The following is a 14855-nucleotide window of genomic DNA, read 5'->3' on the forward strand; positions in this document are numbered from 1 at the left end:
GCGGCCAGAGCCGGTCTTTGGTGAACTCAGCCACCACCCGGGGATTCAACTGGTGTCTGCAATCGCCTTGGCGCCGGCGGCCGCGACCTGCGCGTCCTGTGTGGATTGCATGCCGGAAACTCCGATCGCCCCAACCAGCTGGCCCGCCAGCATCAGCGGAAGTCCTCCCTCGAGGGGGGACGCACCATGCGTCGCGAGCAGCCTGAGATGGATGCCGCCTGCAGCCAAGGCCTCCTCGAACACCTTGGTCGGCCGCTTGAACCGCACGGCACTCTCCGCCTTGGCCTGGGCAATGGTGATGCTCCCGGTCTGGGCCTGATCCATCTTGTGCAGCACGACCAGATTGGCGCCACTGTCCATGACGGCAATCACCATCGGCCAACCGTTGGCTTTCGCTTCGGCTTCGGCGGTGGCTGCAATCCGCCGCGCAACGTCGAGCGACAGGGGCGGGCCGTATGGAATGATGCGTGAAACTGAGCTCATGTCGAGATCCCTGCGATTGAATGAAGCGGCCGATGCTAGGGATCGACGGACTGCATGCCTATTCCAGATTTCTTCGCATCTGCTGTGCACAAATCATCCGACCCACCTTCTGGCGCCACGCAGGCCTCGCCTGCATGGGACGACGTGCGTTTCTTCCTGGCAGTGGCTCGCGATGGGAGCCTGTCCGGCGCCGCGCGAACATTGAGGGTCGAGCACTCGACTGTCGCGCGGCGCGTCGCCGCGCTGGAGGCGAGTCTCGGCGTTCGCCTGTTCGACCGACTGCCGCGCAGCTGGACATTGACGAGCGAAGGCGAGGCGCTGATTGCGCCGGCGGAACGCCTCGAACACGAGGCCCTGGCGTTCAGCCGCGCTGCCACCTCGGCCACGAGCCTGCAGGGAACGGTCCGCATATCCGCGCCGCCGGCGTTTGCAAGCCACTTCCTCGTACCTCAGCTCGCCAGCCGCATCGACCGATGGAAGGGCATCGACCTGGATCTCGTCGGGGAGGTGCGCACGGCCAACCTCCATCGCGGCGAAGCCGACCTTTCGCTTCGCTTCATGCGCCCCGGCGAGCCGGGACTGGCCGCACGCAAGCTGGGCGAGCTCGGCTTCCGGCTCTATGCGGCACCGACTTGGCCCGAACGTGCCCATGCGGATTGGCGCTTCCTTGGCTACGGCGATCCGCTGAGCGACGTGCCGCACCAGCAGTTGCTTGCCCGCATGGCCGGTGAGCGGCCCTTCGTCCTGCGAAGCAACGATCTTGCAGCGGTGCACCAGGCGTGTCGAGCCGGGATGGGACTCGCGATGCTTCCCAGCTTTCTTGCGGGCAACGACGCAGGTCTGGTCGAAATGCCCGGCGCGGACTGGCCCTTGCTGCGGGAGATCTGGTGCGTCGTCCATCCCGACGTCCGTCGCTCGCCACGTGTCAGGCTGATGGCGGATCTCATCGCCGAACTGGTTCAGGAGAACTCGGCGGTCTTGGTTTGACGGCGATCGAAGGGTGCTTGCGTGTTCAGGCCGGCGCCTGCTGCCGCTCAGGATCCAGCTTCACGACCTTCTTCGCTGCGGTCGCGAGCCGCCACATCCTGCAAATAGAACTCGTGCAGCTTGGCCTGTAACAGCGTAAGCGGGCGGTGATCCCGTCTGAGCTTGACCCCGGTGTCTACGACGATGGTGTCCACCAAGGATTTAGGTGGACACCTATGGAAGACTCCACGCACCGCGGCTAGCGGGGCTGGATCATCCGCGCGCTCGCCGTGGACCGCGCCACCATCCGCCCTTGCGCATCGCTCAGATGCGCCTCGAGGAACGAGATGGTCGTGCCGAGCTGCACAACCCGGCCCTCTCCGCACAAGAGCCCCGGCGAAGCGGCCGCCAGAAACGACACGTTCAGATCGATCGTTGCCGAGAACGCACCCGCGCCGTTCATGAGCCACAGCGCCGGGCCCATCGTGTCGTCCAGCATCGCGCCGAGGATGCCGCCCTGCACCGAACCCGCGGGGTTCAAAAAAGCATCGGTCGCGACAAAGCTCATGCGGACCCAGCCCTTCGCCGTGTCGAATTCGATGATCCGCTGGCCGAATAACCGCGCGGTCGCGGAACTGGGAAAACGCTGCATCAACAGGTCCGACGTCATCACGATCCTTCGCTCCGCAAGGCGGGTCGGAAAATCTTAGGCGGCTGCTCCTGACACCGTGGTGTCAGGAGGCGCGCCCGCTCAAGCTGCTGTTGGTGTTCAAGGCGGCCTCCCTTCAGTGGTGGCGCGCACCGATCATCTTCCAGCCGTTGCCCGAAGGGTCGCGAAAGCCCGCGTCCACGGTGCCAAAGCGGTCGATCGGCTCCTGCGTGAACTCCACGCCCAGGCTGCGCAGGCGGTCGTACGCCGCGCGACAGTCGTTCACCGCCAGCACCAGCGGCGGCATCGCGCCCTTTGCCACGAGTGCGTGCAACGCTTGCGCGGTCCCCTCGTCCTGCATCGGCGGCCCGGGCGTGAAGAGGCCCAGCTGGAACGAAGGCTGCTCCGGGTGCTGCACCGTCAACCAGCGAAAGCCGCCGTTGCGCACGTCCGTGTGGACGCGAAAACCCAGCTTCCCGGCATAGAACGCGAGTGCTTCATCCTGGTCTCGCACATACAAGCCGACCACGTCGACACCTTGGCTCATGAGTTCTCCTGTTCATTTCGAAGGTGTAGTTGTACCGCCCGCCTCGCGGCGTCGCTTCTCCGAAACTGCGATCTGCAGGGCCGGCCGGTGGGCGGCGCTGACGATGCAGTGCGGCACGGAGCCGGACTGGCTGGGCTGCGCCTGCCCGCGCGCGCGGTTCGCGCTTGGGCTCTCGCCGGTGATGTCTCGAAAGGTGCGCCCGAAAGTGCCGAGGCTCTCCCAGCCTGTCTGGAAGGCGATGTCGGTGATGGGCAGGTCGGTGTCGCGCAGCAGCGCGGTCGCTCGCTCGATGCGCCGCGTGAGAAGGTAGCGGTGCGGCGGCACGCCGAAGGCCTGCTTGAACGAACGCGCGAAGTGAGCCTCGGAAACGCCGCTCACGCTCGCCAGCCGCGAGACCGGCCAGGCCTCGTGCGAGGCGGCATCCATGCGGTCTTTGGCGCGCAGCAGGCGGCGCAGCAGTCCGGGGTCTTGGCTGGGCGGCAGTACGTTGGAAGGCATGCGAAGGCTCTCGGTCGAGAGCCTACCCGAACCACATCAGTCCATCACCGGCATCGTTTGAAGGAGCAGAGGCGGTCGAAGCGCGGCCTGGGCCCACCAGCACGACCGGATGACCCGAGGCCTGCAGGCGGGCCGCGTGCCGGTTGAAGCGGGCGAACCAGTCGAGCTTGTAGGCGAACTTGAGGCCCGGCTGCAGATTCGTATCCCATGGCTCGAAGGGCGTCGTAGGGGAAGGCGGATGCCGTGCATTTGAGCTCCTGCAGGCAGACCACCTCGGGCGCCGTTACGTCCAGCCACGCACGCAGCGGCTCGAGGCGCTTGCGGACATCGTTGATGTTGTACGTGGCGATGCGCACGGCACCCGCCTAGGCCCTTGGGGGCTGCGCTTCGGCCGCTTTGTCCAAGCTTGCAGTCAGCCGGACCCAAGCTAGGTGATTCAGCAACAACAACCGTCTGCGCGCTCGTGGCACCTTGCGCAAGTTGGTGGATCGTCGAGTTGCGACGTCGCGACGCGCCAGCGTAGGCCGCAGCCGACGGTGCACGCCCGTCTTGAAGCACGCCAGCGCCTCGCGCGCATACGAGCGCGTCTGAGGGGGAGAGCTGCGCCCGATGTGACCGAGTACACGTATGCCGCTGTTCCGGACTTATCTAGCTGATGCACAAGACATTCCTCAAGCGCGATGCGACCCTTGAGGGATGAAAAATAATCGTGACTACACAGGCCTTGAGCGCACGCCTTCTTCAATGGCAGGGCTAGTCAGAGTGCGCGCATAAAACCAGTCCAAGTTTTTATCCGCACCCCCGTAGGTCAATTTTCGACGGTAATCAACTCAATCATTGAGCTCGCTTCGGCGAGCTTTCTTTGTCCGGCCGACGAAATAGGGGCCATGCCCGCGCGTGCGGATGCTTAGGCAGGACAAAGGTACCAGGCTTTTCAGATCGTCCCAGTACTTAGTGCTGAGGAAGGAAAGGGCATTTCTTCCATATGCCCGCGTCGGCTGGCGCTATCTAATTTGCAAACAAGAACTGCAGCGTCGAGACAGGCACGCGCCGGCCTTTCGGCGCTCACCAAGGAAGCACATGACCGCGATTACCGGCTCCAACGGCAACGACCTTCTCACCGGAACGGCCGGCAGCGACACCATCAACAGCGGCAACGGGAACGACAGCGTCAACGCCGGAGCCGGGAACGATTCTGTGAATGGTGGCGCGGGAAACGACACGCTCGATGGCGGCAGCGGCAGCGACCAGCTCAACGGGGGATCGGGGAGCGACACCCTGATCTACAACGTCAGCGAAAACATCGCGGCGGGCACCAAAGACGTGTACACGGGCGGGGCGGATGTTGACACGCTCCAGCTCCAGTTCACGCGGGCGCAGTGGCTGGACTCTGCCACCCAGACGCAGATTGCCGCCTACCTGGCCCATCTTGCGGCAGTGACCAATGCCAGGACTGGCGAGGTTTCCAATGGCTCGGCCAGCGATTTCGTTTTCAGCTTCGGGTCGTCCACGCTGACCGTCCAGATGACCGAAACCCTGAGAATCCTTGTGGACGGGGTCGAGGTGAATCCGGCCAACGAGGCGGTGAAGGCGCTGGGCGATACGAGCACGACGACCGAAGACGGCCCGGGGATTCATATCCATGTGCTGCAGAACGATCTGGTCCCTGACCTGGTCAAGAGCTTGGCGCTGGCCTCGGCGCCGGCCCACGGGACGGCGACGCTCGTTCAGCCGGCGATGGGCGATCCGTCGACCTGGTATTTTCAGTATCAGCCCCATGCAGCCGCTTTCCAGTACCTGGCAGCGGGCGAGAACGCAACCGACACCTTCAGCTACGAGGTGAAGGACGCCGATGGTGGAACGGGGCTGGCCACGGTGACGGTCACCATCACCGGCACCAACGACGCGCCGACGATCGGCGCGGCCGATGCCGCTGCGGCGGTGACCGAGGATGCGGCGACGCCGACCCTGAGCGACAGCGGCACGATCGCCTTCGACGACGTGGACCTGAGCGATGCGCACAGCGTCAGCGTGGCGGCCGGTCCAGGCAACACCCTGGGCGGGGTCTTGACGGCCGGCGTCAGCGATGCGGCCACGGGCGCGGGCGACGGCACGGTGAGCTGGAACTACAGCGTCGCCAACGCGGCCACGCAGTATCTGGCCCAGGGCCAGACGGCGACGGAGACCTTCACCGTCAGCATCGACGATGGCCACGGCGGCATGGTCGCGCAGCAGATCACTGTGACGGTGACCGGGACCAACGATGTGCCGGTGATCGGTGGTGTGGTCAGCGGCGCGGTCAGCGAGGATGCCTCGACCCCGAACCTGAGCACCAGTGGCGCGCTGACAATCGCCGATGTCGATGCAGGACAGTCCAGCTTCACAGCCCAGGCCGGCACCGCCGGCAGCAACGGCCACGGCAACTTCACGCTGGCAGCCAATGGCAACTGGACCTACACGGCCAACAATGGCCAGGCGGCGATCCAACAGCTGGGCGCTGGTCAGTCGATCAGCGATAGCTTCACCGCTGTGTCTTCCGACGGGACAGCCAGCCAGCTGGTGACCGTGACCATCACCGGGACCAACGATGTGCCGGTGATCGGCGGGGTGGCCAGCGGGGCGCTGAGCGAGGATGCCTCGACACCGAACTTGAGCACCAGTGGTGCGCTGACGATCGCCGATGTCGATGCAGGACAGTCCAGCTTCACAGCCCAGGCCGGCACTGCCGGTAGCAACGGCCACGGCAACTTCACGCTGGCAGCCGACGGCAGCTGGACCTACACGGCCAACAATGGCCAGGCAGCAATCCAACAGCTGGGCGCAGGCCAGTCGATCAGCGACAGCTTTACGGCAGTGTCGTCCGATGGGACGGCCAGCCAGGTGGTGACGGTGACCATTACCGGGACCAACGATGTGCCGGTGATCGGCGGCGTCGCCACCGGCGCAGTGAGCGAGGATGCCTCGACGCCGAACCTGAGCACCAGCGGTGCGCTGACGATCGCCGATGTCGATGCGGGCCAGTCGAACTTCGCGCCTCAAGCAAGCACCGCCGGCGGCAACGGCTACGGCTACGGCTACGGCTACGGCTACGGCTACGGCAGCTTCACGCTGGCAGCCGACGGCAGCTGGACCTATACGGCCAACAACAGCCAGGGGGCGATCCAACAGCTGGGCGCGGGTCAGTCGCTCAGTGACAGCTTCACTGCAGTCTCGTCCGACGGGACAGCCAGCCAGGTGGTGACCGTGACGATTACCGGGACCAACGATGTGCCGGTGATCGGCGGCGTCGCCACCGGCGCGGTGAACGAGGACGCCTCGACGCCGAACCTGAGCACCGGCGGTGCGTTGACGATTGCTGATGTCGACCAGGGTCAGTCGAACTTCGCGCCACAGGCGAGCATTGCCGGCAGCAACGGCCACGGCAGCTTCAGCTTGCTGGCCGATGGCAGCTGGAGCTACACGGCCAACAATGGCCAGGCGGCGATCCAACAACTGGGTGCCGGCGAGTCGATCAGCGACAGCTTCACTGCTGTGTCTTTCGACGGGACAGCCAGCCAGGTGGTGACCGTGACCATCACCGGGACCAACGACGTTCCGGTGATTGGTGGTGTGGCCAGCGGCACGGTGAGTGAGGACGCCTCGACCCCGAACCTGAGCACCAGCGGTGTGCTGACGATTGCCGATGTCGACCAAGGCCAGTCGAACTTCGCGCCCCAAGCGAGTACTGCCGGCAGCAACGGCCACGGCAGCTTCAACTTGCTGGCTGATGGCAGCTGGAGCTACACGGCCAACAATGGCCAGGCGGCGATCCAACAGCTGGGCGCCGGCGAGTCGCTCAGCGACAGCTTCACTGCAGTCTCGTCCGATGGAACGGCCAGCCAACTCGTAACCGTGACCATCACCGGGACCAATGACGTTCCGGTGATTGGCGGCGTTGCCAGCGGCGCGGCAAGCGAGGATGCCTCGACCCCGAACTTGAGCACCAGCGGTGCGCTGACGATTGCCGATGTCGATGCGGGCCAGTCGAACTTCGCGCCTCAAGCGAGCACTGCCGGCAGCAATGGCTACGGCAGCTTCAGCTTGCTGGCCGATGGCAGCTGGAGCTACACGGCCGACAATGGCCAGGCGGCGATCCAACAGCTGGGCGCCGGCCAGTCGATCAGCGACAGCTTCACTGCGGTGTCTTTCGACGGGACAGCCAGCCAGGTGGCGACCGTGACTATTACCGGGACCAACGACGTTCCGGTGATCGGTGGTGTGGCCAGTGGCGCGGTGAGCGAGGACGCCTCGACACCAAACCTGAGTACCAGCGGTGCGTTGACGATTGCCGATGTCGATCAAGGCCAGTCGAACTTCGCGCCTCAAGCGAGCACTGCCGGCAGCAATGGCTACGGCAGCTTCAACTTGCTGGCTGATGGCAGCTGGAGCTACACGGCCAACAACGGCCAAAGCGCGATCCAGCAACTGGGTGCCGGCGAGTCGATCAGCGACAGTTTTACTGCAGTCTCGTCTGATGGAACGGCCAGCCAAGTGGTGACGGTGACCATTACCGGGACCAACGATGTGCCCGTGATCGGTGGCGTGGCCAGCGGTGCGGTGCAAGAAGATCTTGCGGTGGCTGCTGGCAACCTTGCGACCGGTGGTGCGTTGACGATTGCCGATGTCGATCAAGGCCAGTCGAACTTCGCGCCTCAAGCGAGCACTGCCGGCAGCAATGGCTACGGCAGCTTCAACTTGCTGGCTGATGGCAACTGGACCTACACGGCCAACAATGGCCAAGCAGCGATCCAGCAGTTGGGCGCCGGCGAGTCGATCAGCGATAGCCTCACTGCAGTCTCGTCCGACGGCACGGCCAGCCAGCTCGTGACCGTGACCATTACCGGGACCAACGATGTACCGGTGATCGGTGGCGTTGCCAGCGGTGCGCTGAGCGAGGATGCCTCGACCCCGAACCTGAGCACCAATGGTGCGCTGACGATCGCCGATGTCGATGCAGGACAGTCCAGCTTCACAGCCCAGGCCGGCACCGCCGGCAGCAACGGCTATGGCAGCTTCACGCTCGCGGCCGACGGCACCTGGACCTACACGGCCGACAACGGCCAAAGCGCGATCCAGCAGCTCGGTGCCGGGGAGTCGATCAGCGAGAGCTTCACCGCTGTGTCTTCCGACGGGACAGCCAGCCAGGTGGTGACCGTGACCATTACCGGGACCAATGACGTGCCGGTGATTGGTGGCGTGGCCAGCGGCGCGGTCAGCGAGGACGCTTCGACCCCGAACTTGAGCACCAGTGGTGCGCTGACGATTGCCGATGTCGACCAGGGCCAGTCGAACTTCGCGCCTCAAGCGAGCATTGCCGGCAGCAATGGCTACGGCAACTTCACGCTGGCGGCCGGCGGCAGCTGGACCTACACGGCCAACAACAGCCAGGCGGCGATCCAGCAACTGGGCGCCGGTCAATCGCTCAGCGACAGCTTCACCGCTGTGTCGTTCGATGGGACGGCCAGCCAACTCGTGACGGTGACGATCGCTGGCACCAACGATGTGCCCGTGATCGGTGGCGTGGCCAGCGGTGCGGTGCAAGAAGATCTTGCGGTGGCTGCTGGCAACCTTGCGACTGGTGGTGCGCTGACGATTGCCGACGTTGATGCCGGTCAGTCCAATTTCACCCCCCAGGCCGGCACCGCCGGCAGCAACGGCTACGGCAGCTTCACGCTCGCAACCGACGGCACCTGGACCTACACGGCGGACAACAGCCAGGCAGCGATCCAACAGCTGGGTGCCGGGGAGTCTCTCAGCGACAGCTTCACCGCAGTTTCCTCCGACGGTACGGCCAACCAGGTGGTGACGGTGACCATCACCGGCACCAACGATGTGCCGGTGATTGGTGGCGTCGCCACTGGCGCGGTGAGTGAGGATGACTCGACCCCGAACCTGAGCACCAGCGGTGCGCTGACGATTGCCGATGTCGACCAAGGCCAGTCGAACTTCGCGCCTCAAGCGAGCACCGGCGGCAGCAACGGCTACGGCAGCTTCACCCTGGCAGCCACCGGCACTTGGACCTACACGGCCGACAACAACCAAAGCGCGATCCAGCAGCTTGGTGCCGGCGAGTCGCTCAGCGACAGCTTCACTGCAGTCTCGTCCGATGGAACGGCCAGCCAACTCGTGACCGTGACCATCACCGGCACCAACGATGTGCCGGTGATCGGCGGGGTGGCCAGCGGCGCGGTGAGCGAGGACGCCTCGACGCCGAACCTGAGCACCGGCGGTGCGTTGACGATTGCCGATGTCGACCAAGGTCAGTCGAACTTCTTGCCACAGGCGAGCACTGCCGGCAGCAACGGCCACGGCAGCTTCAGCTTGCTGGCCGATGGCAGCTGGAGCTACACGGCCAACAATGGCCAAAGCGCGATCCAGCAGCTTGGTGCGGGTCAATCGATCAGCGATAGCTTTACTGCAGTCTCGTCCGATGGAACGGCCAGCCAGCTCGTGACCGTGACCATCACCGGGACCAACGACGTGCCGGTGATCGGTGGCGTCGCCACCGGCGCGACGAGCGAGGATGCCTCGACGCCGAACCTGAGCACCAGCGGTGCGTTGACGATCACCGATGTCGACCAGGGCCAGTCCAACTTCACGCCGCAGGCGAGCACTGCCGGCAGCAACGGCTACGGCAACTTCGTGCTGGCGGCCGACGGCAGCTGGAGCTACACGGCCGATAACAGCCAGGCGGCGATCCAGCAGCTGGGTGCCGGGGAGTCGCTTAGCGACAGCTTCACCGCGGTGTCATCCGACGGCACGGCCAGCCAGGTGGTGACGGTGACCATCACCGGCACCAACGATGTGCCGGTGATCGGCGGGGTGGCCAGCGGCGCGGTGAGCGAGGACGCCTCGACACCGAACCTGAGCACCGGCGGTGCGCTGACGATCGCCGATGTCGACCAGGGCCAGTCGAACTTCGCGCCTCAAGCGAGCACTGCCGGTAGCAGTGGCTACGGTAGCTTCACGCTGGCGGCTGATGGCAGCTGGACCTATACGGCCAACAACAGCCAGGCAGCGATCCAGCAACTGGGTGCCGGGGAGTCGATCAGCGACAGCTTCACCGCAGTTTCCTCCGACGGCACGGCCAATCAGCTCGTGACGGTGACCATCACAGGCACCAACGACGTGCCGGTGATTGGCGGCGTCGCCAGCGGTGCGCTGAACGAGGATGCCTCGACGCCGAACTTGAGCACCGGCGGTGCGCTGACGATCGCCGATGTCGACCAAGGCCAGTCCAACTTCACGTCCCGGGCCGGCACCGCCGGCAGCAACGGCCACGGCAGCTTCACATTGGCAGCCGACGGCAACTGGACCTACACGGCCAACAATGGCCAAGCAGCGATCCAGCAGTTGGGCGCCGGCGAGTCGATCAGCGATAGCCTCACTGCAGTCTCGTCCGACGGTACGGCCAGCCAGTTGGTGACCGTGACCATCACCGGGACCAACGATGTGCCGGTGATCGGTGGTGTGGCCAGCGGCGCGGTCAGCGAGGATGCCTCGACCCCGAACCTGAGCACCAGCGGTGCGTTGACGATTGCCGATGTCGACCAGGGCCAGTCGAACTTCGCGCCCCAAGCGAGCACCGCTGGCGGCAACGGCTACGGTAGTTTCACGCTGGCGACCGACGGCACCTGGAGCTACACGGCCGACAACAGCCAGAGCGCGATCCAGCAACTGGGCGCCGGTAAATCGATCAGCGACAGCTTCACCGCCGTGTCCTCCGACGGCACGGCCAGCCAGCTCGTGACCGTGACCATTACCGGGACCAACGATGTACCGGTGATTGGCGGCGTCGCCACCTGTGCGGTGAGCGAGGATGCCTCTACCCCGAACCTGAGCACCAATGGTGCGCTGACGATCGCCGATGTCGATGCTGGACAGTCCAGCTTCACAACCCAGGCCGGCACCGCCGGCAGCAACGGCTACGGCAGCTTCACGCTCGCGGCCGATGGCAACTGGACCTACACGGCCAACAACAGCCAGGCAGCGATCCAGCAGCTGGCCGTAGGTCAATCGCTCAGCGACAGCTTCACCGCCGTGTCCTCCGACGGCACGGCCAGCCAGCTCGTGACGGTGACGATCACCGGGACCAACGACGTGCCGGTGATCGGTGGCGTAGCCAGCGGTGCGGTGAGCGAGGACGCCTCGACCCCGAACCTGAGCACCAGTGGTGCGCTGACGATCGCCGATGTCGACCAGGGCCAGTCGAACTTCGCGCCTCAAGCGAGCACTGCCGGCAGCAGCGGCTACGGCAGTTTCACGCTGGCGGCCAATGGCACCTGGACCTACACGGCCAACAATGGCCAGGCGGTGATCCAGCAGCTAGGCGCCGGCCAGTCGCTCAGTGACAGCTTCACTGCAGTCTCGTCCGACGGGACAGCCAGCCGGGTGGTGACTGTGACCATCACAGGGACCAACGACGTTCCGGTGATCGGTGGCGTAGCCAGCGGCGCGGTGACCGAGGATGCCTCGACACCGAACCTGAGCACCGGCGGTGCGCTGACGATCGCCGATGTCGACCAGGGCCAGTCGAACTTCGCGCCTCAAGCGAGCACCGCTGGCAGCAGCGGCTACGGCAGTTTCACGCTGGCGGCCGACGGCACTTGGACTTATGCGGCCGACAACAACCAAAGCGCGATCCAGCAATTGGCCGCTGGTCAATCAATCAGCGACAGCTTCACCGCCGTGTCGTCCGACGGCACGGCCAACCAGCTCGTGACCGTGACCATTACCGGGACCAACGATGTGCCGGTGATCGGTGGCGTCGCCAGCGGTGCGGTGAGCGAGGACGCCTCGACGCCGAACCTGAGCACCAGCGGTGCATTGACGATCGCCGATGTGGATGCGGGCCAGTCGAACTTCGCGTCACAGGCGAGCACTGCCGGCAGCAACGGCTACGGCAACTTCACGCTGGCGGCCGGCGGCAGCTGGACCTACACGGCCAACAACAGCCAGGCGGCGATCCAGCAACTGGGCGCCGGTCAATCGCTCATCGACAGCTTCACCGCAGTGTCCTCCGACGGCACGGCCAGCCAGCTCGTGACGGTGACGATCACCGGCACCAACGACGTGCCGGCGATTGCTGGTGTGGCCAGCGGCGCGGTGCAAGAAGACGTTGCGGTGTCTGGTGGCAACCTCGCAGTCAGCGGGGCGCTGACGATCGCCGATGTGGATGCGGGTCAGTCGAACTTCGCGCCTCAAGCGAGCACTGCCGGTAGCAGTGGCTACGGTAGCTTCACGCTGGCGGCCAATGGCACCTGGACCTACACGGCCAACAATGGCCAGGCGGTGATCCAGCAGCTAGGCGCCGGCCAGTCGCTCAGTGACAGCTTCACTGCAGTCTCGTCCGACGGGACAGCCAGCCGGGTGGTGACTGTGACCATCACAGGGACCAACGACGTTCCGGTGATCGGTGGCGTAGCCAGCGGCGCGGTGACCGAGGATGCCTCGACACCGAACCTGAGCACCGGCGGCGCGCTGACGATTGCCGATGTCGACGCAGGCCAGTCCAGCTTCACAGCCCAGGCCGGCACCGCCGGCAGCAACGGCTACGGCAGCTTCGCGCTGGCGGCCAATGGCAACTGGACCTACACGGCCAGCAACGGCCAGGCAGCGATCCAGCAACTGGCCGCAGGTCAATCGATCAGCGACAGCTTCACTGCAGTCTCGTCCGATGGGACGGCCAGCCGGGTGGTGACCGTGACTATCGCCGGCACCAACGATGCACCCGTCCTGAGTGCTGCAGCGACACCCGCTCTGGCGTCGGTCAACGAGGATGCCGGCGCACCGGTCGGGGCCGTCGGGACGCTCGTATCGAGCCTGGTGAATCTGAATCCGCCGGCCGGCGGGCTCGACAACGTGACCGATGCGGACAACGGCGCCATCACCGGCATCGCGCTGACGGGCGTGAATGCCGCGAACGGAAGCTGGTGGTATTCCACCACCGGCGGCGCCAACTGGGCGGCGGTGGGTGCGGTGTCGGGCGCGTCCGCACTGCTGCTGGCCGCGGACGCGAACACGCGTGTCTACTTCCAGGCGAATTCGAACTTCAACGGGACAGTCAGCGATGGAATCACCTTCCGCGCCTGGGATCAGACGAGCGGCGCGGCGGGCACCATGGTGAGCACAGTCACGAACGGGAACAGCTCCGCGTTCTCGAGCGCGACCGACACGGCGAGCATCACCGTCAGCGCGGTGAACGACAACCCGGTCGCCGTGGCCGACAGGATCATCGTGTCGAACAGCACCCTCGTCACGCTGTCGGCGAACTCGCTGCTCGGCAACGACACCGACATCGACGGTCTTGCCTTGACGATCACCAGCGTCGGCGGCGCGATCGGGATTTCCGGCCTGACCCTGGACGCCGCCAACGGCACGATCAGCTTCACCAGCGGCAGCACGGCGGGAGCCACGGCCGGCAGTTTCCAGTACACCGTGTCGGACGGCGCCGGGGGCACCACCACGGCGACGGCGACGATCGACATCAGGGCCGTGTCCGGAGGCAACGGCGCCGACACGATCGATCTCGGCGCGACCGGCGCCTACCAGGCCTCCTTCATCGACGGCCGCGGCGGCGCCGACGACCTGACCGGCGGTGTGGGCGGCGACGTCTTCATCGGAGGAAGCGGCAACGGGGCCGACACGCTGCTCGGCTCTTCCGGCAACGACCTCCTGATCGGCGGCGACGGCAACGACACACTGTCGGGCGGCGCCGGCAACGATGTGTTGCGAGGCGGCCTGGGCAGCAACGACTCGATGGATGGCGGCGCCGGCAGCGAAGACCTGCTCGACTTCTCGGACGGGACTCTGGCGGTCAATTTCACGCTGGTCCAGAGTGCCGCATCGACCGGCATCGCCAACGGCACCGGCGGGCTCGGCAACAACGACACCTACCAGAACATCGAAGGCGTGATCGGCACCGACCTGGCCGACACCCTCACCGGCAGCGCCTCGAACGACATCATCCGCGGCGGCGCCGGCAACGACACGCTCGATGGAGCAGGGGGCACCGGTGACCTGCTCGACTTCTCGGACGGCACCGCCGGCCTCACGTTCACGCTGACGCAAAGCAGCAGCACGACAAGCTTCAATGCCAGCGCCGCCGGGCTCGGCACCGACGGCTACAAGAACTTCGAGGGCGTCATCGGCACGGCCTTCGGCGACACGATCACCGGTTCGGCGTCGAGCGACCAATTGCGCGGTGGCGGCGGCAACGACGCGATCAACGGCCTTGCGGGCGACGACCGCATCGTCGGTGGGGCCGGCGCCGACATACTCACCGGCGGCGCGGACAACGACACCTTCGTCTTCGACTCGGCGCCCAACGCAGTGGATTCGGTCACCGACTTCAATGCTTCGGGATCGGCGGCGAGTGGCGATCTGATCGAGCTGTCGCGCGGCACGTTCACGGCCCTCACGACCGCGAGCGGAAGCACGCTGTCGGCGGCCGAGTTCGCGTCCCTGGCCGGCGGTGGTGCGGGAGACACGGTGGGTGCGGGCGTGCATGTGATCTACGACAGTGCGACGGGCAACCTGTACTACGACGCCGACGGCCTGAGCGGCGCCAACCGCACGCTGGTGGCGACCTTGACGCTGAGCAACCCCGCAGACACCTTCGACAGCAACGACATCAAGGCCGGCCTGTGAGATCCCGCCTGCCGCCCGCAGGTG

7 protein-coding genes are annotated in these 14855 nt (G+C 65.7%); 2 read left to right on the forward strand and 5 right to left on the reverse strand.

The annotated features are described in order from the left end of the window. Window positions 1-45: 45 nt before the first annotated feature. Window positions 46-483, reverse strand: a complete 438-nt coding sequence (locus tag QTI05_RS01295) for a GlcG/HbpS family heme-binding protein (RefSeq protein WP_286622614.1) — start codon at window positions 481-483, stop codon at window positions 46-48. A 144-nt stretch (window positions 484-627) separates the two neighbouring features. Between QTI05_RS01295 and QTI05_RS01300 the strand changes: the two genes are divergently transcribed. Beyond that, the gene (locus QTI05_RS01300) at window positions 628-1470 is read left to right on the forward strand and encodes a LysR family transcriptional regulator (protein WP_286542537.1); all 843 of its coding nucleotides are present in this window, start codon (window positions 628-630) and stop codon (window positions 1468-1470) included. Window positions 1471-1517: 47 nt separating this feature from the next. Here QTI05_RS01300 and QTI05_RS01305 read toward each other — a convergent pair whose 3' ends face one another. From QTI05_RS01305 to QTI05_RS01320, 4 genes are all read right to left on the reverse strand, one after another. Then, window positions 1518-1664: a hypothetical protein gene (locus QTI05_RS01305; protein WP_286622615.1), complete on the reverse strand. Its 147-nt coding sequence runs from the start codon at window positions 1662-1664 to the stop codon at window positions 1518-1520. A gap of 44 nt (window positions 1665-1708) precedes the next feature. After that, the gene (locus tag QTI05_RS01310; protein ID WP_286622616.1) at window positions 1709-2119 is read right to left on the reverse strand and encodes a PaaI family thioesterase; all 411 of its coding nucleotides are present in this window, start codon (window positions 2117-2119) and stop codon (window positions 1709-1711) included. A 115-nt stretch (window positions 2120-2234) separates the two neighbouring features. Beyond that, on the reverse strand, window positions 2235-2645 hold the full coding sequence (locus QTI05_RS01315) for a VOC family protein (protein ID WP_286622617.1): 411 nt from the start codon (window positions 2643-2645) through the stop codon (window positions 2235-2237). A gap of 12 nt (window positions 2646-2657) precedes the next feature. After that, entirely contained in the window at window positions 2658-3143 is a 486-nt protein-coding gene (locus QTI05_RS01320; RefSeq protein WP_286542527.1) for a helix-turn-helix domain-containing protein, read from the reverse strand. Between the two features lie 1080 nt (window positions 3144-4223). Between QTI05_RS01320 and QTI05_RS01330 the strand changes: the two genes are divergently transcribed. Next, on the forward strand, window positions 4224-14831 hold the full coding sequence (locus tag QTI05_RS01330; protein WP_286622618.1) for a VCBS domain-containing protein: 10608 nt from the start codon (window positions 4224-4226) through the stop codon (window positions 14829-14831). Window positions 14832-14855: the final 24 nt, after the last annotated feature.

The sequence above is a fragment of the Variovorax fucosicus genome (genome assembly GCF_030316825.1).
GTDB lineage: Bacteria > Pseudomonadota > Gammaproteobacteria > Burkholderiales > Burkholderiaceae_C > Variovorax > Variovorax fucosicus.

Coding starts and splice junctions, on each gene's coding strand:
- QTI05_RS01295 (WP_286622614.1), bottom strand. CDS start 483: ATGAGCTCAGTTTCACGCATCATTCCATACGGCCCGCCCCTGTCGCTC.
- QTI05_RS01310 (WP_286622616.1), bottom strand. CDS start 2,119: ATGACGTCGGACCTGTTGATGCAGCGTTTTCCCAGTTCCGCGACCGCG.
- QTI05_RS01315 (WP_286622617.1), bottom strand. CDS start 2,645: ATGAGCCAAGGTGTCGACGTGGTCGGCTTGTATGTGCGAGACCAGGAT.
- QTI05_RS01320 (WP_286542527.1), bottom strand. CDS start 3,143: ATGCCTTCCAACGTACTGCCGCCCAGCCAAGACCCCGGACTGCTGCGC.
- QTI05_RS01330 (WP_286622618.1), top strand. CDS start 4,224: ATGACCGCGATTACCGGCTCCAACGGCAACGACCTTCTCACCGGAACG.